The 21,097-nt window shown below is 68.3% G+C and carries 16 protein-coding genes; 4 read left to right on the forward strand and 12 right to left on the reverse strand.

From position 1 onward, the window contains the following. Positions 1-57 precede the first annotated feature (57 nt). Positions 58-975, forward strand: a complete 918-nt coding sequence (locus tag B9C99_RS20390) for a LysR family transcriptional regulator (RefSeq protein ID WP_088899141.1) — start codon at positions 58-60, stop codon at positions 973-975. 91 nt (positions 976-1,066) lie between these two features. Here the strand turns inward: B9C99_RS20390 and B9C99_RS20395 are convergent, their stop codons facing one another. The 7 genes from B9C99_RS20395 to B9C99_RS20425 all read right to left on the reverse strand — a co-directional run bounded on the left by B9C99_RS20395 (position 1,067) and on the right by B9C99_RS20425 (position 9,286). Beyond that, positions 1,067-1,822, reverse strand: coding sequence for an IclR family transcriptional regulator (locus B9C99_RS20395; RefSeq protein WP_088899142.1), 756 nt, complete (start codon positions 1,820-1,822; stop codon positions 1,067-1,069). Positions 1,823-1,919: 97 nt separating this feature from the next. Next, entirely contained in the window at positions 1,920-3,377 is a 1,458-nt protein-coding gene (locus B9C99_RS20400) for a benzaldehyde dehydrogenase (RefSeq protein ID WP_088899161.1), read from the reverse strand. A 34-nt stretch (positions 3,378-3,411) separates the two neighbouring features. Beyond that, positions 3,412-4,236, reverse strand: coding sequence for an enoyl-CoA hydratase-related protein (locus B9C99_RS20405; RefSeq protein ID WP_016690982.1), 825 nt, complete (start codon positions 4,234-4,236; stop codon positions 3,412-3,414). A gap of 26 nt (positions 4,237-4,262) precedes the next feature. Further along, entirely contained in the window at positions 4,263-5,498 is a 1,236-nt protein-coding gene (locus B9C99_RS20410) for a CaiB/BaiF CoA-transferase family protein (protein ID WP_016690981.1), read from the reverse strand. Then, complete coding sequence (locus B9C99_RS20415; RefSeq protein WP_088899143.1) at positions 5,495-6,661, reverse strand: citramalate synthase; 1,167 nt, start codon at positions 6,659-6,661, stop codon at positions 5,495-5,497. Before B9C99_RS20415 ends, B9C99_RS20410 begins: the two co-directional genes overlap by 4 nt. Beyond that, positions 6,658-8,091, reverse strand: a complete 1,434-nt coding sequence (locus tag B9C99_RS20420) for an MmgE/PrpD family protein (protein WP_088899144.1) — start codon at positions 8,089-8,091, stop codon at positions 6,658-6,660. The genes B9C99_RS20415 and B9C99_RS20420 overlap by 4 nt, the downstream gene beginning before the upstream one ends. A gap of 10 nt (positions 8,092-8,101) precedes the next feature. Beyond that, positions 8,102-9,286 carry an acyl-CoA dehydrogenase family protein gene (locus tag B9C99_RS20425; RefSeq protein WP_088899145.1) on the reverse strand — a complete coding sequence of 395 codons (1,185 nt, stop codon included), beginning with the start codon at positions 9,284-9,286 and terminating at the stop codon, positions 8,102-8,104. A gap of 315 nt (positions 9,287-9,601) precedes the next feature. On the opposite strand from B9C99_RS20425, the gene B9C99_RS20430 reads away from it, so the two are divergent. Further along, the gene (locus B9C99_RS20430; RefSeq protein WP_059383230.1) at positions 9,602-10,819 is read left to right on the forward strand and encodes an FAD-dependent monooxygenase; all 1,218 of its coding nucleotides are present in this window, start codon (positions 9,602-9,604) and stop codon (positions 10,817-10,819) included. Between the two features lie 44 nt (positions 10,820-10,863). On the opposite strand, the gene B9C99_RS20435 is transcribed toward B9C99_RS20430, so the two are convergent. Beyond that, the gene (locus B9C99_RS20435; protein WP_088899146.1) at positions 10,864-11,670 is read right to left on the reverse strand and encodes an IclR family transcriptional regulator; all 807 of its coding nucleotides are present in this window, start codon (positions 11,668-11,670) and stop codon (positions 10,864-10,866) included. Positions 11,671-11,784: 114 nt separating this feature from the next. On the opposite strand from B9C99_RS20435, the gene B9C99_RS20440 reads away from it, so the two are divergent. Both B9C99_RS20440 and B9C99_RS20445 read left to right on the forward strand, forming a co-directional pair. Next, entirely contained in the window at positions 11,785-12,825 is a 1,041-nt protein-coding gene (locus B9C99_RS20440; protein WP_088899147.1) for a cupin domain-containing protein, read from the forward strand. A 5-nt stretch (positions 12,826-12,830) separates the two neighbouring features. Next, positions 12,831-13,685: a fumarylacetoacetate hydrolase family protein gene (locus B9C99_RS20445; RefSeq protein WP_088899148.1), complete on the forward strand. Its 855-nt coding sequence runs from the start codon at positions 12,831-12,833 to the stop codon at positions 13,683-13,685. A gap of 159 nt (positions 13,686-13,844) precedes the next feature. On the opposite strand, the gene B9C99_RS20450 is transcribed toward B9C99_RS20445, so the two are convergent. From B9C99_RS20450 to B9C99_RS20465, 4 genes are all read right to left on the reverse strand, one after another. After that, on the reverse strand, positions 13,845-14,822 hold the full coding sequence (locus B9C99_RS20450) for a helix-turn-helix domain-containing protein (protein WP_088899162.1): 978 nt from the start codon (positions 14,820-14,822) through the stop codon (positions 13,845-13,847). Positions 14,823-15,025: 203 nt separating this feature from the next. Beyond that, complete coding sequence (locus tag B9C99_RS20455; protein WP_088899149.1) at positions 15,026-16,915, reverse strand: ABC transporter ATP-binding protein; 1,890 nt, start codon at positions 16,913-16,915, stop codon at positions 15,026-15,028. Beyond that, complete coding sequence (locus tag B9C99_RS20460; protein ID WP_088899163.1) at positions 16,912-18,639, reverse strand: ABC transporter ATP-binding protein; 1,728 nt, start codon at positions 18,637-18,639, stop codon at positions 16,912-16,914. The genes B9C99_RS20455 and B9C99_RS20460 overlap by 4 nt, the downstream gene beginning before the upstream one ends. A 93-nt stretch (positions 18,640-18,732) precedes the next feature. Further along, on the reverse strand, positions 18,733-21,066 hold the full coding sequence (locus tag B9C99_RS20465) for an MMPL family transporter (RefSeq protein ID WP_088899150.1): 2,334 nt from the start codon (positions 21,064-21,066) through the stop codon (positions 18,733-18,735). Positions 21,067-21,097 lie beyond the last annotated feature (31 nt).

Below are 21,097 nucleotides of genomic sequence, written 5' to 3' on the forward strand. Positions count from 1 at the left end.
ACATAGATCCAATAGATTCTGCCGATCGCATTATTCAATGCATCTATAGTCGACCGAATGGCGAACAACTACGACCTCAGTATGCTGCGGGTGTTCGTATCCGTCTACAAGACCAGAAGCGTCACGCTCGCCGCCGAGAACCTCTTCGTGGCCCAGCCGACCGTGAGCTACGCACTTGGCAAGCTGCGCAAGCGATTCGGCGACGAGTTGTTCGTCCGCCGCCACCAGCAACTCGTACCCACACGACTGGCCGACGAACTCTACCCCCGCCTGCGGGAGGTGCTCGAGCGTCTCGATGCCGTCATGAACGCCGCCGAGGCGTTCGACCCGGCCGCCACGACCCGGACCTTCCGGTTGGTGCTGTCCGATGTGGGCATTACGGGGCTTTTGCCCAAAATCATGGCTGCCCTGTCCGTTCGGGCTCCCCTCGCGAGCGTCGACGTGGTTCCCCTCGCCCTCTCGCACGCAGGCGAGGCGCTGTGGCTCGGGGACGCCGACGCGGTGGTGTGCACACCGGTTCTGAACGGGCAGGATCTCGACCGCACGCCGCTGTTCACGCAGCCCTACATCGGAGTGCGCCGACCCGACCATCCACGCATCGGACCGACACCGAACCTCGCGGAATTCGAGGCGGAACGGCACGTGTCGGTTGCCGTCGAAACCGGACATACTGCAGTGGATCTGCGCATCCGGGAACTCGGAATCCACCGCGACGTCGCGGTGACCCTCCCGAGCTTCACCGGCATCGCCGGCGTGTTGGCCTCGACCACCTATCTGGGATTCGCCCCGCGCGTCTACGCCGAACGCTCCGCCCGTCTCGGTGAGGTCGGCCTGTACGAACTGCCTTTCGAGGTACCGGAATCGGTGGTATCGCTGTACACGATCCGGCGCGACCTGCCGTCCCCCGAGATCGACTGGCTGCGCGAGCTCGTCGTCGAGATCCTCGGCGACGGTTCGACCGTCGACCCGGCGTAGCGATCCGCTCGCCTGTTCGTCATCCGCTCCCCCAAATGACCGCAGCGGATGACCGGGACGGTAGCGGTTACTGCCGCCCGCAGGCCACAGATCAGAACTCGCCGGTGGCCGCGAGATCGCGGGAAATCGCACGCGCCGTGGCGATCACGCGCGGCACGATCTGCTGGGGTTGCGGGATCCGGGACTCGGGGAAGGCCACCGTCACACTGGCGACGATGGCGCCCTGCGAATCGAGCACGGCAGCCGCGACGGAGGTGCGGCCGGGCAGGCCGTCGTTGCGAGCGATCCCCACACCCGTGCGGCGGATCTCCGCGAGCTGCGCGCGCAGTTCCGGGATACGTGCCGCCATCTCCGGATCCGACCCCGCATCGGCGACGAGTTCGTCCCAGGCCTCGGGGCTGTAGGCGAGCAGGACGCGCCCACCTCCGGTGCGGTGCAACGGAAGTCTGCGGGTCGCCCGGGAGGAGTTGGCGGTGGGTTTGACGCGGGTGATGCGGTCGGAGAAGATCCCGTCCGATCCGTCCCGCACACCCAGGTAGACGGTGCCGCGTGTGGCGACGTGCAGGTCGACGAGATAGGGCTGCGCGAGCTCCCGCAGGCGACGCACCTGCGGCGCACCGATTCCCAGGCTCCAGATCCGCCGTCCGAGACGGTAACGGCCGTGGGACAGGCGTTCGACGCCCTCCCACCGCACCAGCGCCGCGAGCATCCGATGCACCGTGGCCGGCGGGAGCCCCGTGCGCTCGCAGATCCCCGCGACCGTCATCTCGGCGCCCCCGGCGAAACAGTCGAGGATCTCGAAGGCACGACCCAGGACCGACCGCTTGCCGTCGTCGTTGTTGCTCATGGCTCGTCCTGGGGTGGTGCGGGATGTGTACGACAACATCGAATCACATCCCGCACGCACCGTCCCGGACAGCCGTGTCGCGCACCGTCGATCGTTCTCAGAACGGATACGGCGCGATCTCCGACCGCACTGTGACCCACTGGGTTTCGGTGAAGGCCTCGAAGTTCGCCGCCGGACCACCGAAGCGGGAACCCGTTCCCGACGCCCCGGTGCCCCCCATCGGCGCGTACGCTTCGTCGCCGACGGTCTGCTCGTTGATGTGCAGCTTGCCGCAGTCGATGCGATCGGCCAACTGCATCGCGAGCTCCACTTCGCCGAGGATGCCGACCGACAGTCCGTACTCGCTCGCGTTCACCAGGGCAGCGGCCTCGTCGAGGTCGTCGAACGGCACGACCGGGGCGACCGGTCCGAAGATCTCGTCCGTCCACGCCCGCATCGACAGGTCGAGGTCGGCGAGCACGGTGGGCCGGTAGTACTGGCCGTCGTTGGTGCCACCGGCACACACCCGGGCACCGGCGTCCACGGCGTCGCGCACGATCGCGTCGATCGACTTCAGCTGTCGCTCGTCGATGATCGGGCCGAGATCGACGTCGTCGGTGAACGGATCGCCGACCCGCAGCGCGTCGGCCTTCGTGGCCAACTTCGCCACGTACTCGTCGTAGATGTCGCGATGGACGATGTGGCGGCCGGTCGCCATGCAGATCTGCCCCTGGTGCAGGAACGACCCGAAGGCTCCGGCGGAGGCGGCGCGGTCGAGGTCCGCTCCGGGCAGCACGATCAGCGCGTTGTTGCCTCCGAGCTCGAGGTGGGCCCGCTTGAGCAGGCGCGATGCGGCCTCCCCGACCCGGCGCCCGGCTGCGGTGGAACCGGTGAACGAGATGACGGCGACCTCCGGTGCGGAGACCACGGCCTCCCCGACGTCGGCGCCACCGGTGAGCACGTGGAGCACACCCTCGGGGAGACCGGCCTCCTCGAAGATCCGCGCGAGAACGACCCCACCGCTCACGGACGTACGCGGATCGGGCTTGAGCAGCACGCTGTTGCCGAGCGCGAGCGCCGGTGCGACGGAACGGATCGACAGCGTCAGCGGGAAGTTGAACGGAGCGATCACCGACACCACGCCCGCGGGACGGCGACGCGAGAACGACCAGCGGTCACTGTCGGTGGCCAACACCTCTCCCGACGGATGCGTCGGAAGACCGGCCGCCTCATAGCATTCCGCTCGCGCTGCCGCGAGCTCCCGGCCGGCCTTGAGCCGGGTGCCACCCGACTCGCGGACCAGCCACTCCTCGATCTCCCCGGCGTGCTCGGCGAACAGGTCGCCGGCGCGACGCAGCACGGCAGCCCGGTCGGCAGGCTTCGTCGCGGCCCACGCCCGTTGCGCACCGGCTGCAGCGGTCGCCGCAGCCCGGACCTGGCCGGCGTCGGCGACACCGATCCGGCCGAGCTCCGTGCCGGTGGCGGCCTCGAGCGCCGGCTGGTCGCCCGCCGCTCCGGGGATCCAGCCACCGCTGTGGATGTTGCCGGCCCAACGGCCGGGATCGAGAAGGTTCATCATGCTCCTTGCAGGCGCCGCGGCGTCGGTTCGGTCAGCGGTTCTTCCACACGGGTGCGCGCTTCTCGAGGAAGGCACGGACACCTTCGACGCGGTCCTCGCTCAGGTACGGATTGGGGCCGACGTTCAGGCGCAGGGCGCTCGGCAGCGGCAGACCCCAGCTCTTGGTGGCCATCTCCTTGTAGCGGCGCAACGTCACCGGTGAGTTCGCGAGGATGTCGTCGACGTACTTCTGGACCTCGGCCTCGAAGTCCTCGCGCGGGACGACGCGGTTGATCAGGCCCATCTCCTTGGCCTCCTCGACCGGGATGGTCCGCGCCGTGTAGAGCAGGTCCATCGCGACGGCGCGGGGCACCAGACGCGGCAGCAGCACCGAGCCGAGGTTGGCGCCCATGCCGCGGCGTGCCTCGGTCAGGCCGATCGTGGCACCCTCGACGGCGATGCGGACGTCGCTGGAGAGCACGATCTCGCAGCCACCTGCGATGGCGTGGCCGTTGATCGCGGCGATGACGGGCTTGTACGTCTCGAGCATCACCTCGAACAGCGCGCGGTACAGGCCGGTCATCGGGACGTGGACCTGACGCCCCGAGCGGGCGATGTCGTCCATCTCCTTCATGTCGCCGCCGGCGCAGAACGCCTTGTCCCCGGCACCGGTGATGACGACGGCGAAGACGTCCGGGTCCTCCCCCGCCTCGACGAACGCCTCGGTGAGCTGGTTGACGGTGCGGCGCGCCATCGCGTTACGGCGATGCGGGCGGTTGATCGTGATCCACGCGGCGTTGCCGCGCACCTCGTAGAGGACCTCGTCGGAGTAGTCCGGCTCGGCGTTGTCGACGGAACCGACTTCTGTGGTGGTCATGCTCTTTCGTTCCTTTCGCGGTCTCGTCAGGCCGGGGCCTGCTCGGTGGCGGCTCGCACCACACCGTCGGCGATCAGTGCGCGGATCTCGTCCTCGCTGCGTCCGAGCGCCGCGAGCACCTCGACGGTGTCCTCACCGAGGGCGGGCGGGCACTTGGTCAGCGGCGGGTACTGCCCGTCGAAGGTGACCGGCAGGTTGACGACCTCGAGATCCTCGACGACGGGATGCGGCAGCGGCTGCAGCATGCCGGTCGCCTTGACCTGCTCGTCGCGGTACACCATGTCGACCGTGTTCACCGGCGAGTGCGGCACGTTGGCGGCCTTCAGCCGGACGAGCAGCTCGTCGAGGGTGAACTGCGAGGTGCGCTCGCCGAGGACGTCCTGGACGAGCTTGCGGTTCTCGACGCGTACGGGGTTGCTGGTGAAACCTTCGCGCTCCCCCAGGTCCTGCGCATCGATGGCCTCGAGCAGGCGACGGAAGATGTCGTCGTTGCCGGCCGAGATGAAGATGTGGCCGTCTGCGGTCGGGAAGGCGCCGTAGGGCACCACGCCGCGGAAGCCGGAGCCCAGGCGACGCGGGGCGGGGTTGCCGGCGGCGATCCCGATCAGCGGCGAGGTGATCCAGGTCAGTGCCGTCTGCAGCAGCGAGTTCTGCACGTGGCAGCCGTTGCCCGTCATGTCGCGGCGGCGCAGCGCCTCGAGCACCGACATCGCCATCCACATGCCGGTGCCCATGTCGAGCAGCGAGACGGGCACGCGGGCGGGTTCGCCGCCGTCCTCACCGGTCATCGACACGATGCCCGAGAACGCCTGCAGCAGCGGGTCGTAGGCGGGCTGCATCGCGCGGGGGCCGGTGTGGCCGTAGCCGGACATCTCGCAGTAGATCAGCCGCGGATTGAGTTCGTGCAGGTACTCCCACGTGAAGCCCGCCTTGGCGAGTGCACCGGGGCGCAGGTTCTGGACGAGCACGTCGGCGTCGCGCAGCAGATCGACCAGGATCTTCTTGCCCTCGTCGGTCTTGTAGTCCAGCACGACGGACTTCTTGTTGCGGTTGAACGACATGAACGCGATCGACTCGCCGTTCCATGCGGGCGGGGCCCACTTGCGGGTGTCGTCCCCGGCCTGCCGCTCGATCTTGATGACCTCGGCACCGAGATCACCGAGGATCTGCCCGCCGAACGGTGCGGCGACCGAGGTGCTGATCTCGATCACGCGCAGGCCGGTGAGGGAACCGGGTGTGGGCTCCTGGATGGGAGTGCTCATGCGGAATCTCCTGTTCGGGACGACGCACCGGTGAGCAGCGTGCGTTCGAAGTCGTCGCGGGCGGCCGAGCGGATCTCGGTCTTCCAGGGCGAGAGCGCACCCTCGTAGACCTGCGGTCCGAGCCGGAAATGCTGTGCCTGTTCGAATGTTTCGATGAACGGCATGTCCATCGCGTAGACGTCGCTGCCGTAGGGACGCGGACCCGCCTTCGAGACGTGGCCCCACAGTTCGTGCCCGACGATCTCCTCGGCGAGCACGACGGCCTCGATGAGAGCCGCGAGATCGACACCGGTGTCGATGCCCTCGCTCTCGAGGAAGTGCACGAAGTCCTCGGTGGGGATCATGCGGGTGAGCCGGCCGTTGCCGCAGTAGGGGCAGCCGCCGAGTCCACCGATGGCGGTGTCGACGACGAGGGTGTGGCGCTCGTCGAGTTCGCAGAAGGCGGCGTAGGCGCTCAGCGGCGCCATGCCGCGCGCGTTGTGCAGGTGCACCTGGAAGTGCCAGATCTCGGGCCAGGTCTCGAGGATCCGGCGGATCTGGGAACGCATGGCGGCGGGGGTGTTCCAGCTCATCGGATCACCGAGGTGCACGCGCGTGACGGGAACGCCTGCGGCGGTCCACTTGTCGATCTGCAGCTGCAGGATCTTCATGCGGCGGTCCTCGCCGATCTCACCGGTCCAGTTCGATCCCCAGCACGCGTTGACGGAGACCTGGGCCTCCTGCGCGCCGCGTTCGACGGCGCGGGCGATGACACCGTCGAGCGCGTCGATCTCGTCCTGCATCGACCGTGCGGTGTTGCGCTGGACGAAGACGTCGTCGAGGTGGATCTTGGACTGCCCGACGCGCGGATCCGGCGGGGTGATCTTCGGAGCGAACGACGCGCGCCGCTCGACACCCTTCTGGTTGAGTGCCAGGGCGGTGTAGCGCACTCCCTCGACCGGGGTGAAGCCCTCGACGATCTTCTCGATCTCCGCCATCTGCGGCACCCACTTGGGTGAGACGAACGAGCCGACCACGATGGTCTTCAGGCCCGTGGCCGAGAGTGCGTCCAACAGCCGGATCTTGTCCTCGACCGGGATGTGCGCACTCTCGATCTGCATGCCCTCGCGCATGCCTTCCTCGACGATCTCCACCCGCGGGTGCGAGCGCTGTGTGGCGGTCATGCCAGTCGTCCTTCCGTACGGTATTCCGGCGCCAGGGCCGCGGCGACCTGCTGCAGGGCTCCGCCGCGCGCCGATGCGACGAGCGCGGTGTGCAGGGTCGATGCCGCTTCGGCGGTGAGTCCGCCGGTGGCGCAGCAGTCGTCGAACTTGTCTCGTAGTTCCTCGTCGCTCAGCGGGTTGCGGCCGTCGCCGCGGGTGATGTCGACGCGTTCGGTGTGTCGTGCACCGTCCTCGGTGACGACCTCGACCACCGAGTACCCGCCCGCGAAGGTCGGTGCGCCGGCGGGAGGCTCGGCGCTCTCGGTGATGCTCACCGCGTTCATCAGGCGGATGGTCTCGGGTTCGGCGAACGCGTCCTCGGTGAAGTCGGCCAGGACGACGGCTCCGCGCTGCAGGGCGACCGAGACTGCGTATTCGGCGCTGAACTTCGCGGCCGTGGCCGAGGTCGGCGGGAACGCCACGAGCGCGCGGGTTCCCCTCGGGTGCACGGTGATCCGCACCTCGCGGATCGGGGCGCCGGCGATGCGTTCGCGCAGTGCCAGGCTCGCGTCGATGCTGCGGTGTGTGCCGTAGCAGGCGGGATACCGCTTGATACCCCAGTCGGTGGGCCACGCGTCCAGCCAGTATTCGAGGCGTTCGGCGAGGGTCTCGTCCGGATCGCCGAGCGGCGCCAGTTCGGGATCGCCGTAGCGGTCGAAGAACCCGGCGTCCGCTTCGAGCTCGCGAGGGTTGGCGGTGAAGCCGGCCTCGGCGAGGTCGACGGCCGTGACGGCGTCGCGGGCGGCGAGACCGGCGTGCAGCGGCTTGGTCATCGAACCGAAATTGGGACGCGAGCCCGCGGCCATCGAGGCCACGATGCCCAGGGCGTGCGCCGTGTGCTCGGACGACATCTCCACCAGGCGTGCGACGGCCGCGACCGCGGCGAGCCGGCCCACCGTGGAGGTGGTGTGCCAGCCGCGGGCGTAGTGGACGTGCTGCGGGAGCAGGTCCGCCACCGCGCGGAAGACGGCGGCACCGACGTCGTATGCCTGCACCAGCCGACGGGTGTCGGTCCCGCGCTGCTCGGCGACGGCGAGCAGCGCGGGAACGATCACCGTGCTGGGGTGGATGGGCATGCTCGGCGAGATGTCGTCGTAGTCGAGCTGGTGCCCGGCGGTGCCGTTGAGCAGCGCTGCGGTGGCAGCGCTCGCCGTGCGGCCCGTCGTCCATACCGTTGCCCGGCCCGAGGTTCCCTCGGCCGCGGCCCAGTTCTGCAGGATCCGTTCGGCGGGCTCGTGCGCGGAGGCGAGAGCCGAGCCGACGGTGTCGACCAGGATGCGGCCGAGAAGGTCCTCGTGCTCGTCGCGGGCGGTCTCGTCGCCCGCGGCGAAGGCGGCCAGCACCGACGTCAGTCCGTCGGTGTCGGTCCGCGGCGGCATGGGTGCACCCATCGTGCTTCTCCTAGTACGACTTCGGCAGGCCGAGCGTGGCGTGCGCGATGCCGGCGAGGACGATGTTGTTGGAGATCGGCGCGGTGGAGGGGAGGCGGGCCTCGCGCCACTTGCGCTCGATGCCGTACTCCTCGGCCGCGGCGTATCCGCCGAAGGTGTCGAAGGCGGCCTGTGCTGCCTGCCAGAGTGCTTGCGAGGCGAGCAGTTTCGCGCCGTTGACCTCGAAGCGGGGGTTCTCGCCGGCGGCGTACATCTCGGCGGCGCGCCAGCGCATGAGCGAGGCGGCCTGCAGGTTCGCGTAGGCCTGGGCGATGGGGAACTGGACGCCCTGGTTCATGCCGATCGGACGGCCGAAGACGTGCCGCTCGTTGGCGTACTGGACGGCGCGGTCGATGAGGTGGAAGCCGGCACCGATGTACTCCGAGGTGACGATGATGCGCTCGGAGTTCATGCCGGAGAGGATGACCTTGAAGCCCTTGTGTTCCTCGCCGATCCGGTTCTCGACCGGCACGCGCAGGTTCTCGATGGCGAGTTCGTTGGTCTCGTGGTTGACCATGGTCTTGATCGGGGTGGCCCGGATGGTGCCGTCCTCGATCGCCTTGCGCAGGTCGACGAGCAGCACGGTGAAACCGTCGGACGGCTTGGTGGCGTCCTCGCGCTTCTTGGTGCGCGTGAGCAGCAGCAGCAGGTCGGAGTGCTGGATGCGGGAGATGAAGATCTTGTTGCCGTTGACGACGTACTCGTCGCCCTCGCGCTGGGCGAAGGTGCGGATGCGAGTGGTGTCGGAGCCGGCATCGGGCTCGGTGATACCGAAGGACTGCAGGCGCAGTTCGCCGGAGGCGATCTTCGGCAGGAAGCGCTGCTTCTGCTCGTCGTTGCCGTGACGGAGCAGGGCGCCCATGGTGTACATGCCGGCGCGCGCTGCACCGGCGTGGCAGCCGTTGCGTTCGAGCTGCTCGAGAACGACTGCGGCATCGCGGATGTCGGCTCCGCCTCCGCCGTACTCCTCGGGGACGAGCATGCCCATCCAGCCGGTCTCGTAGAGCGTGTCGACGAACTTCTCCGGGTACTCACCGGCGGCGTCGCAGGCACGCCAGTAGTCGTTGTCGAACGGCTCGCACAACTCGTCGATGGCGCTACGGATGGCGCGCTGTTCTTCCGTGAGACTGAAGGCGGACGATTCGATTGCGGTCACGGCGACCTCTCCTGCATGTCGTGGGTGTGATGACAGCCAATCCGACGTCGAGACGGCGCAGAAGCCCATCTATCACCCAGTGAAATGGTTCGTGGAAATCGGTGGTCGGGAACTCCCGACGGACGGTAGCCGTGAGATTAGGACCGTCCGGCACGGTCGAACAACGTCGACTGTCACTCAGTGATAGATCGTTTTCGGAATCGCAGGAATCGAACGGTCGAGGGTTGACCAGCCATTCCTGCGGATTTAATCTGTCCTGCAGAATCGAATTCCTCGATACAGAACATCTCTGTGATCCCCCGGAAAGGTTGCCCTATGAGCACCTCGGCAGAAATCATCGACGTCCCCCTGCTCATCGTCGGCGGCGGCATCGCAGGCCTGGCCACAGCCCTCGGCCTCGCCCGTAAGGGTCGCCCGGCACACGTGATCGAGCGCGCTCCCGAGTTCGGCGAGGTCGGTGCCGGCATCCAGCTGGCCCCCAACGCCATGGCCGTCCTCGACAGCCTCGGCGTGATGGACGCGATCATGAAGGACGCCGTCCTCCCGCAGAAGAAGCGGTACATGGACGCCGTGACGGGCGAGGAGATCGGCACCGTCGATCTCGGACCGGAGTTCGTCGAACACTACGGCTACCCCTACGTCGTCACGCACCGGGCCGACCTGCACGGCGCCCTCCTCGAGGGTTGCCGCGCGAGCGATCTCGTCACCCTGGAGACGAACCGCGAGGTCCTCCGCGCCGAGAACCTGCCCGACGGCCGCGCGAAGGTGGTCTGCGCCGACGGCACCGAGTACGTCGCCGACGCCGTGGTCGGCGCCGACGGACTGCGCTCGGCGATCCGTCCGCTGATCGTCGAGGACGAGCCCGTCCCCTCCGAGTACGTCGCCTACCGCGGCACCGTGCCCATCGAGATGGTGCCGGCCGACGCCGTGGAGACCCCGATGGTGCTGTGCTGGCTGGGCCCGCACATGCACCTGATCCAGTACCCGCTTCGCGGCGGCAAGCTCTACAACAACGTCGCCGTCTTCCGCTCGGACTTCTACTCCCCCGACCACGAGAACTGGGGAACCGAGGAGGAGCTCGACGCCCGCTTCGGCCTGTGCTGCGACAAGGTCCGCGAGGCCGGGCAGTACCTCAACCGCGAGATCCGCTGGCCGATGTACGACCGGGAGCCCGTCACCACCTGGACCTCGGGCGCGGTCAGCCTCATCGGCGACGCCGCCCACCCGATGCTCCAGTACCTCGCCCAGGGTGGCGCACAGTCGCTGGACGACTCGCTCGCGATGGTCGATGCGCTCGTGACCGAGCCGAACGTCGAGGCCGCGTTCAAGACCTTCGAGGCACGACGGGCGCCGCACACCGGCAACATCCAGCGCCTCGCCCGGGTCGCCGGCGAGCTGTTCCACATCGACGGCGTCGGCCGCGCGCTGCGCAACTACTCCTTCAAGGACCACAACCCCACCGACTACGAGAACCTCGACTGGATGTTCATGCCGCTGTCGGTGGCCGGCGACACCCGCAACTACCCGTACTGACCTGCATCGTCGCCGGCCGGACGTCCATCCGGCCGGCGACGGGGCTACCGTCCGGAACCGGCGAGGGCGTCGGCGAGTTCGTCGGCCGCCTTCCGGGCGGCGGCGAGCACCTCGCCCCAGCGGTCGACGCCGATCCGCCCGGTCGGGAAGGTGATACCGATGGCGAAGCCGGAGGTGCTTGCACCGGTGAACCCGGTAGGGGTGCCCGCGCCGGAGATCCCGGCGGAAGCAGCACCCACCGAGACGGCCACCGCGCTGACACCCGACTCGACCTCGCCGTCCTGTGCGGAGTAACCGCGCTCCCGGATCACCTCGAGCTGGGACAGCAGGGTTTCCCGTTCGGACTGTTGCAGGCCGTTCGGCAGATGAGGCTCGATGTCCCCGCCCATCCCGGCGAGCAGCGCCTTACCCATGGCGCTCGAATAGGCCGGCTGCGAATGACCCGACCGGTCGCCCACGCGCAGCAGATGCGGGCTCTCCACCGAGAGCAGCGTCAGGGCCCGATCCCCGTCGAGGGTGGCGAGGTGCACCGTCTCCTGGGTGAGAGCCACGAACCGCTCCAGGATCGGACGGGCCAGGTCGATGACCCGGCCGCGGAAGTTCGACAGCCGTTCCATGGTGGGACCGGCCCGGTACATCTTGGACTCCGGATCCTGTTCGGCGAAGCCGTAGTGCGCCAGCATCTGCAACAGGCGGTGCGCGGTGGACGGGGCGATACCCAGCAGGGCGGCGGCATCGCCCACCCGCAGTCCGTCGGGTCGCTCGGCGACCACGAGGAGCAGTCGGAGAGCCTTGTCGACCGAACCGACCGGATATGCCGGTGCGTCTCGACGCGCAGAGTCAGTGGCCATGATTCTTTATAACAGAACGATTCGTAGTTATTCCTTGACCAACCACCCCAAATCACGTATTAATTCTGTATCGAGGAATCAACCTCCGCATTGCAGAACAGAGAGGATCGTGCGATGAGTGTCGACACCACCCGGTCCGACGAGACGGTGCACGACGACTTCTACGCCGAACTCGCGGACAACCACTACTCCCCGCTCTGGCAGCTCATGGGCAATCTGGGCCCGGAAGCGAAAACTACTCTGGTGCCGCACATCTGGCGCTACGAGCAGGCGCGGCGGCTGATGGTCGAGGCCGGCGAGATCGTCCCGCTCGAGGACGCACTCCGCCGCGTCCTCGGTTTCCGCAACCCCGGCTGCCTCCCGCACCAGCGCACCGGAGCCACCGACACCCTCTGGTCCGCACTGCAATTGGTGCTCCCGGGAGAGATCGCCCCGGCACACCGCCACACGCCGTCCGCACTGCGCTTCATCGTCGAGGGCGACGGCGCCTACACCGTCGTCAACGGCCAGCGCGTCCCGATGGACGAGGGCGACTTCCTGCTGACCCCCAACGGGCACTGGCACGAGCACGGCCACACGGGCGAAGGCCCGATGATCTGGCTCGACGGACTCGACTCCCCGCTGATGTCGCGGCTGAACCAGTACATCATCGAAGAGGACCCCGAATGCCAGGAGGTGGACGCCCCCCTCCCCGCCGCCTACGGCAACGGACTGTTCGCCAAGCCCTGGGGTGAACCCGAAAAGGTCGAGCAGCCAATGGTGTACAAGCTCGCCGATGCACTCGAGACCATCGAGTACCTGCGTACGCGCGAAGGCGATCCCTTCGACGACATCATCGTCGAGTACCGCAACCCGATCACCGGCGGACCGGTGATGACCACCATCGGCGCCTACCTCCAGCTGATCCGCCCGGGCGTCGACACCCGCGCCCACCGGCACACCCACTCGACCGTCTACCACGTGGTCCACGGATCCGGATACTCGATCGTCGACGGCCGGCGTATCGACTGGACCAAGGGCGACACCATCGCAATTCCGTTGTGGTACGAGCACTCCCACCACAATCCGACCGGCGAGGACGCAATCCTGTTCTCGTACACCGACAAGCCCGCCATCGATGCGCTCGGAATCGGCCGCATCCGACCCAGCGAGTAGGAATCATGAAGCTCTACGTCTACAACGACTACCGACTCGGCGTCGAGGCCACCGACGGCACCCTCGTCGACATCACCGATCTCGTCCCCGAGCACACCGAACCGCGCGAGCGCACGAACGCGCTCATCCGCGCCTGGTCGACGGTCTCGGCCGACGTCTCGTCCCGCGTCGCCGCCGGCGGCGGGCAGGCACTGGACTCGGTGACCGTCCGCGCGCCGCAACCCCAGCCGCGCAACCTGTTCGCCGCGCCGGTCAACTACCACAAGCACCAGCAGGAGATGGGTGGGGAGAAGGGCGTCTACACCGATCGCAAGATCCTCGACGTCTCGGTCCGCAAGGGCTTCCTCAAGGCCGTCACGTCCATCGTCGGCCCGGACGGCGCGATCGAACTCCCCTACGAGGACCGACGTTTCGACCACGAGGCAGAGGTCGGCATCATCATCTCGAAGGAGGCGAAGCGGGTCTCCGTCGAGGAGGCACTCGACTACGTCTTCGGATACACCCCGCTGCTCGACATCACCCTGCGCGGCGACGAGGACCGGTCGTGGCGCAAGTCCATGGACACCTTCACCCCGATCGGCCCCTACATCCTCACCGCCGACGAGGTGGAGGACCCGGAGAACCTCGACTTCTGGCTCACCGTGAACGGCGAGATGCGGCAGAAGTCCAACACGTCCTTCCTCATCTGGGGCATCGCCAAGCTGATCTCGGAGTACTCGCAGGTGATCACCCTGCAGCCCGGTGACATCATCGCCACCGGCACCCCCGAGGGCGTCGCGCAGATCGTGCCCGGCGACACCGTCGTGCTCACCATCCCCGCGATCGGCAAGCTGACCATGCCGGTCGTCGCGCGTCCCTAGAGTTCGACCACAGTAAACCTCGGACTCCTGGATTCCGGAATCCGTGACACCTCGGACTCCTGAATTCCGGAGTCCGTGCGTCGGTGGCCCGTTCGGGATATCGAGCGCCTGTCGATCGGACCACGCATCCGACTCGGACGGGTCACCGACGCTCTCGTCTCACCGCGCCTGCATCGCGCCGATCGGGTCGACGTACATCACCCGCGACGCCGCACCGAGCGCCGCCGCCGACCGAAGATCGTCGTCGAGTTCCGAGAACCGCAGCGGCACATCGTTGTACGACGACCGCTGCCGGTAACCGTCGAACACGTCCTCGCGCTCCCGTCCGTGCCGGGTGAACGCCTCACCACCGACGGTCACCACCTCGGGATTGACGACGTCGCGCACCAGTGCGACCGCACGGCCGAGGAGCACCGCCCGGTTCGGCGACGGATCGGTACCGTCGGCGCTCCCCGGTCCGAGTGCAGCACAGAACGATTCGATGTCGTCCGCCGACGACCGCGCGAGACCGTCCACGAGCCACGCCATCGAGATCGATTCCTCCGCACACAGATACAGCCAGCTCTCGGGTCGTCGCCGGAAGGCACTCTCGAACCGGCGGTATTCGACCTCCGCGACCGCCTCCACGTACGGAACGACCGTGTACGGCGTGGGCACGATCGCCCGGAACAACACGTCCACCGGCGCTTCGCACCAGCCCAGTCGCGGGTGGTCGAGCACCCCTCGGTGCTCGTCGTACAGACCGCCCACCGCGAGGCCGGCCCACAGCGGCTGCCTGCCGTGCAGCCGTGACTCGTGCACCCGCAGCGCCGCACCGATCGCGGCGAACACGTCGAACGCCGACGCCGGTGTCGTGAAGGTCGTCCGGTGCAGTTCCCGGCCGAGCAGGTCGCCGGAGACCACCCGGGTCTCCCGCTCCCCCAGATGGATACCGGCGAGGAAGCCCCGTTCGGTGTCCACCTCCACCGGCACGTGCGGCCGACCCACCCGCCCCCGCGGAGCGAGATCGGGGCGGTCGCGCAGCAACCCGTGATCGAGCAACGACGTCACCGCCCGGTTGACCGTCGACGCCGACAGGCCCGTGAAGTCGGCGAGCATCGTGCGGGTCGCCGGTCCCCCACGTCGCAGGTGCTGCATGATCCACCCCGCCGGCGTGGTCTCGTCGACCCGGAAGACCCCCGGTCGCCCAGAGCGCACAAAGACCCCCGATCGCGCAGGGCGCAGGAGATCGAGAGGTGACCGTACCGCTGTTGTCCGCACCCCCGTCATGGCCAGAAGTGTCCCGCTCCGCCCGCGAGGACGGAATGGTTTGTATCAGGCCGCGCCGAAGTCTCCCGCGTTCACTCCACGAGTGCCTTGAACTGCGCGTCGTACAGCCTCGCGTACGCACCCGCCGCCTCGAGCAACCCCTCGTGCGTGCCCTGTTCGACGATCCGTCCGTCCTCCATCACCACGATGCGGTCGGCGTTGCGGATGGTCGACAGGCGGTGGGCGATGACGAAGCTGGTGCGGTCGTCGCGCAATCGCGCGGTGGCCTGCTGGACGAGCAGTTCGGTGCGGGTGTCGACCGAACTCGTCGCCTCGTCGAGGATGAGGATCGACGGCTTGGACACGAACGCCCGCGCGATCGTGATGAGCTGACGCTCGCCGGCGCTGAGGTTGCCGTCGTTCTCCTCGTCGATGACCGTGTCGTAGCCGTCGGGCAGGGCCCGCACGAAACGGTCGACGTAACTCATCCTGGCCGCGGACATGATCTGGTTCTCGGTCGCGTACGGGTTGCCGTAGGCGATGTTCTCGCGGATGGTGCCGCCGAACAGCCAGGTGTCCTGCAGGACGATGCCGATGCGCGAGCGCAGTTCGTCGCGGGACATCGAACGGATGTCCACGCCGTCGACGAGGATCCGGCCCGCGTCGACCTCGTAGAAGCGCAGGATCAGGTTGATGAGGGTGGTCTTGCCGGCGCCCGTGGGTCCGACGATCGCGATCATCTGGCCCGGTTCGGCCCGCAGCGACAGGTTCTCGATGAGCGGCCGGTCGGGGGTGTACGAGAAGGCGACGTTCTCGAACTCGACGAGTCCGTGCCGGCTCCACGGCATCGTCGGCGCCGCGACCTCCGGTTCCTCCTCCGGTTCGTCGAGCACCGCGAACACCCGCTCGGCCGACGCCGACGCCGACTGCAGCAGGTTGACCATCGCGCCGATCTGCGCGAGCGGCTGCACGAGCTGACGCGAGTACTGGATCATCGCCTGGATCTCACCGAGCGTCGCGGTGCCCGACGCGATCCGCAGACCACCGAGCACCGCGATGACGACGTAGCCGACGTTGCCGAGGAAGGTCACGAACGGCATCACCAGGCCGGACACGAACTGCGCGCGATAGGAGGCCTGGTACAGCGACTCGTTGGTGTCGGTGAAGCGTCGCTGCACCTCCGCGGTCCGGCCGTAGGCGGTGATGAGCTCGTGCCCGGTGAAGGCCTCCTCGATCTGCCCGTTGAGCTTGCCGGTCGTCTCCCACTGCGCGAGGAAGTGCTTGCGCGAGCGACGCGCGATCACTGCCGTCGCCACGACCGACGCCGGGACGGTCAGGATCGCGACGAGCGCGAGCATCGGGGAGATGAACAGCATCATCACCACGAGACCGAGCAGCGTCAGCACCGCGAGGACGAGCTGGGAGATGGACTCCTGCATGCCCGCCGCGACGTTGTCGATGTCGTTGGTGACGCGGCTGAGCAGGTCGCCGCGCGAATGCGTGTCGAAGTACCGCAGCGGCAACCGGTGGATCTTGCGTTCGATCCGCGACCGCATGTCGCGCACGACGCGCTGCACGATCTCGTTGAGGCCGTAGGCGGCGACCCAGATCAGACCGGACGAGAGCAGGTACAGCGCCAGGACGATGACGAGGATCCGGCCGAGGGCCGAGAAGTCGATGCCGAGTCCGGGCACCACGTCCATCCCCGAGACCATGTCGGCGAACTGGTCGCGGCCCTCGGCGCGCAGACCGGCGACGGCTTCGTCCTTGGTCTGTCCGGCGGGGAGCTGCATGCCCACCACCCCGTCGAAGATGACGTCGGTGCCGCGGCCGAGCACGAAGGGCGCCACCGACATGCTCACGACACCGAGGAAGGCGGACAGCAGCACCGAGTAGACGGCGTATCGGTGCGGGTGGAGTAGGCCGAGCACCCGGCGGATGGTGCGCAGACGCGACGGTGCCGCCGCTTCCGGAGTCGTCATACCGTGGCCATCCTCTGCGACTCGACGATCTCCGAGTACGTCCGGCACCGGCCGAGCAGACCGAGATGCGTCCCGGAATCGACCATGACGCCGTTGTCGAGGACGACGATGCGGTCGGCGTCCTGCACGGTGGAGACCCGCTGCGCGACGATGAGCACGCACGCGTCGCGCGTCTCGGGTTCGAGCGCCGCGCGCAGGCGGGCATCCGTCGCCGGGTCGAGTGCGGAGAAGGCGTCGTCGAACAGGTAGATGGCGGGCCGGCGGACGAGGGCGCGGGCGATCGCGAGTCGCTGCCGCTGTCCGCCGGAGACCGTGGTGCCGCCCTGGGAGAGGACCGTGTTCAGTCCGTCCTCGGTCCTGTGGACGAAGTCGGCGGCCTGCGCGACCTCGAGGGCGTGCCACAGTTCGTCGTCGGTGGCGTCGGCGCGTCCGTACCGGAGGTTGTCGGCGATGGTGCCGGAGAACAGGTAGGCCTTCTGCGGCACGACGGCGATGCGCGAGCGCAGCACGTCGGTGTCGAGTGCCCGGACGTCGACACCCGCGACGAGCACCTGCCCGGCGGTGACGTCGATCAGCCGCGGCACGAGCCGCATCAGGGTGCTCTTGCCCGATCCGGTGCCGCCGATGATCGCGGTGGTGGAACCGGGGTCGGCGCGGAACGACACCCCGCTGAGCACGGGAGCGTCGGCACCGGGATACGAGAAACCGGCATTGCGAAGTTCGAGGGTGACGCGGGGCGGGAGTTCGCGGACCGGTTCGGCGGGGGAGGACACCGTCGGTTCGGTGTCGAGCACGTCGAGGATGCGCTCGGCGCAGACCGCGGCGCGCGGAGCCATGATCGCGACGAACGACGTCATGAGCACAGCCATGAGGATCTGGGCGATGTAGGTGATCATCGCGGTGATGGAGCCGACCTGCATCGCACCGGAGTCGATGCGGTGGGCGCCCACCCACAGGACGCCGACGGTGCTCACGTTCGAGATCAGCAGCACCGCCGGGTACAGCACGGAGTTCACGCGGCCGACGCGCAGGGCGGTGGCGGTGAGGTCGTCGTTGGCGCCGTCGAAGCGGGCCTTCTCGGTCTCGTCGCGCACGAACGCCCTGATCACGCGGATGCCGGTGATCTGCTCGCGCAGCACCCGGTTCACCGAGTCGATGCGCTTCTGCATGACCCGGAAGCCGGGCAGCATGAGCGCGATGAGCGTGACCATGGTGAAGATCAGCACCGGGACGGCGACGACCAGCACGAGCGAGGTGCCGGGGTCCTGGCGGATCGCCATGATGACGCCACCGATCCCCATGATCGGGGAGGTCACGACGATGGTGCAGGTCATCAGCACCAGCATCTGGACCTGTTGCACGTCGTTGGTGTTGCGGGTGATCAGCGACGGGGCACCGAACGTCCCGAACTCGCGCGCCGAGAACCGCCCCACATTCCGGACGAGCGCGAGCCGCACGTCGCGGCCGAAGCCCATCGCGGCACGCGCCGCGAAGTAGACGGCACCGGTCGCCGCACCGACCTCGACGGCACTGATGACGAGCATCAGCAGACCGGTCCGGACGATGTAGTCGATGTCCCCGGTCGCGACGCCGTTGTCGATGATGTCGGCGTTGAGACTCGGGAGCAGCAACATGCCCCCGGTCGCGACCAGCTGCAGGAGTACGACCCCCGCGAGGGCACCCCGATAGGGCGCCATGAAGCGGCGCAACAGCCGTAGCAACATGGGCATTACGCTACCTGCGACTCCCTGCAGCAATCTTCACGAACCACCCGGACGGCCACGTACCGTGTCGGGTACGTGGCCGTCCGGGGTTCGTCACACTCGTGCGGATTCCGGTGCGGGCTCGGTGGCACCGAGCTCGCGGGTGAGCTTCTCGCCCTCGACGTCGACGTTCGGAAGGATCCGGTCGAGCCACTTCGGCAGCCACCACGCCTTGTCGCCGAGCAGCGCCATCACCGACGGGATGATGACCATGCGGACGATGAAGGCGTCGAAGAAGACCGCCGCCGCGAGTGCGAAACCGATCGACTTGATCAGCGAGTCCGGTTCGGCGATGAACGCCGCGAACACCGAGATCATGATGATCGCCGCTGCGCTCACCACGCGGGCTCCGTGCGCGAAGCCGCTGCGGACGGCCTCGAGTGCGCTCGCGCCGTGGACGTAGTCCTCACGCATACGCGTCACCAGGAACACCTGGTAGTCCATCGCGAGACCGAAGACGACGCCGATGAGGATGATCGGCATGAAGCTCACGATGGGCTGCGGGTTGGCGATCAGGCCGCCCCAGCCCTCCTGGAAGACCGCGACGGTGGCACCGAAGGTCGCCAGGACGCTGAGCAGGAAGCCGAGGGTCGCGGTGAGCGGCACCAGGATCGAGCGGAACACCAGCATCAGCAGGATGAAGGCGAGGCCGACGACGACCGCGAGGTACGGAGCCAGTGCGCTCTGGAGGCTGTCGGAGACGTCGCCCTCGAGCGCAGTCTGGCCGGTCACGCCGTAGGACAGGCCGAACTCCTCGTTCAGTTCGGTCTCACCGTCGCGGATGCTCTGGACGAGGTCCATCGTCGCGGGATCGGTCGGGCCGCTGCGCGGGGTGACGAGGATCTGGGCGGTGTCGCCCGCCTCGTTCACCGCGACGATCTGGGCGTTGACGACCTCGTCGTTCTCGTAGAGCTTGCCGACGACGGCACCGAACGCGACCGGGGCCTCCACGTCGGCGTCCTGGGTGTCGACGACGACGACCAGCGGGCCGTTGCGTCCGGGACCGAATCCCTCGTCGACCAGGTCGTAGGCCTTGCGGGCGCTGGTCGCCGGGTCGGAGGTGGCCTCCGACGGCAGGGCGAGGTTCAGTCCGGTGGCGGGCAGCGCGAGCGCGCCGAGGACGACCACAGCGGCAACCAGCGGGATGGCCGGGCGGCGCGTGATCAGACCGACGAACTTGGCGCCGGCCTTGGGGGTGTCGTCGGAACCACGCTTGTTCAGGAACGGGATGCGTCCGGCGAAGGCCTTCTCACCGAACAGTCCGAGCACGGCGGGCAGCAGCGACACGGCGATGAGCACGGCCATGAGCACCGTGAACGCGGCGGCGTAACCCATGACCGACAGGAACGGGATGCCGACGACGCTCAGCGCCATGAGGGCGATGATGACCGTCAGGCCGGCGAAGACGACCGCGGAACCGGCGGTGCCCACGGCACGGCCGGCGGCCTCGGTGCGATCCGAGGTGACGGTGAGTTCGTGCCGGAAGCGCGAGACGATGAACAGCGAGTAGTCGATCGCCACGGCCAGGCCGATCATGACCGCGAGCGTCGGGGTCATCGAGCTGAGGTCGGCGAAGCCGGAGGCGATGGTGATGCCGAGGCTGCCGATGCCGACGCCGACGAGTGCGGTGATCAGCGGAAGTCCGGCGGCGACGAGCGAGCCGAAGGTCAGGGTGAGCACGATCGCGGCGATGCCGATGCCGATGAGTTCGGCGGTGCCACCGGGCATGCCCATCTCGGCGGCGGCCGTACCGCTGACCTCGACGGTCAGGCCGGCGTCACGGCCGATCTCGGCGGCGTCGAAGATCTGGTCGCGCAGGGCCTGGTCGACGTCGGTGATCTCGCCCTCGAACGGGACGGTGACGAAGCCGACGGTGCGGTCGGCGCTCAGCGGCGACAGGGCCTGGGCGTCGGACAGCGCAGCCTCTTCGGGGGTGCCCTGCTGCGCGGCGACGGCCTTCATCTGCTCGACGAGACCGGCGTCGGCGAGGACCGGGTTCACCAGCGCGCCGGCCTGTTCCTCCGGCGAGGCGGTGGCGGGATCGACCTTGGCGGGCGGCGAGACGCGGTCGATGCCGCGGACCGCGGCGAGGACCTCGTCGACGGCGGCCAGGTTCTCCGGGTCGTCGAGGGTCTGCCCGTCGGGCGCGGCGAAGACGTAGCGCGCGCTGAGCCCGTTCATCGGGTCCTCGGTCGACGGGAACCGCTCCGCCATGAGGTCCTGGGTCTTCTGCGCGGGGGTGCCCGGAAGCGTGAACGCATCCGTGGTGGGCCCCGACAGAGTTGCTGCACCGACCCCGAAGAGGACGAGCAGCGCGATCCAGAAGGACAGCACTGCGCCCTTCCGTCTGTGGGCGAACTTGCCCAGCCGGTACAGGTAGGTCGCCACGGGGCACCCTTTCTATGTCGGAAGATCCTGC

This window comes from Rhodococcus sp. BUPNP1, from assembly GCF_002215235.1.
In the GTDB taxonomy this organism is placed as follows: Bacteria; Actinomycetota; Actinomycetes; order Mycobacteriales; family Mycobacteriaceae; genus Rhodococcus.

Coding starts and splice junctions, on each gene's coding strand:
- B9C99_RS20390 (WP_088899141.1), top strand. CDS start 58: ATGGCGAACAACTACGACCTCAGTATGCTGCGGGTGTTCGTATCCGTC.
- B9C99_RS20395 (WP_088899142.1), bottom strand. CDS start 1,822: ATGAGCAACAACGACGACGGCAAGCGGTCGGTCCTGGGTCGTGCCTTC.
- B9C99_RS20400 (WP_088899161.1), bottom strand. CDS start 3,377: ATGAACCTTCTCGATCCCGGCCGTTGGGCCGGCAACATCCACAGCGGT.
- B9C99_RS20405 (WP_016690982.1), bottom strand. CDS start 4,236: ATGACCACCACAGAAGTCGGTTCCGTCGACAACGCCGAGCCGGACTAC.
- B9C99_RS20410 (WP_016690981.1), bottom strand. CDS start 5,498: ATGAGCACTCCCATCCAGGAGCCCACACCCGGTTCCCTCACCGGCCTG.
- B9C99_RS20415 (WP_088899143.1), bottom strand. CDS start 6,661: ATGACCGCCACACAGCGCTCGCACCCGCGGGTGGAGATCGTCGAGGAA.
- B9C99_RS20420 (WP_088899144.1), bottom strand. CDS start 8,091: ATGGGTGCACCCATGCCGCCGCGGACCGACACCGACGGACTGACGTCG.
- B9C99_RS20430 (WP_059383230.1), top strand. CDS start 9,602: ATGAGCACCTCGGCAGAAATCATCGACGTCCCCCTGCTCATCGTCGGC.
- B9C99_RS20435 (WP_088899146.1), bottom strand. CDS start 11,670: ATGGCCACTGACTCTGCGCGTCGAGACGCACCGGCATATCCGGTCGGT.
- B9C99_RS20440 (WP_088899147.1), top strand. CDS start 11,785: ATGAGTGTCGACACCACCCGGTCCGACGAGACGGTGCACGACGACTTC.
- B9C99_RS20445 (WP_088899148.1), top strand. CDS start 12,831: ATGAAGCTCTACGTCTACAACGACTACCGACTCGGCGTCGAGGCCACC.
- B9C99_RS20450 (WP_088899162.1), bottom strand. CDS start 14,822: ATGCAGCACCTGCGACGTGGGGGACCGGCGACCCGCACGATGCTCGCC.
- B9C99_RS20455 (WP_088899149.1), bottom strand. CDS start 16,915: ATGACGACTCCGGAAGCGGCGGCACCGTCGCGTCTGCGCACCATCCGC.
- B9C99_RS20460 (WP_088899163.1), bottom strand. CDS start 18,639: ATGTTGCTACGGCTGTTGCGCCGCTTCATGGCGCCCTATCGGGGTGCC.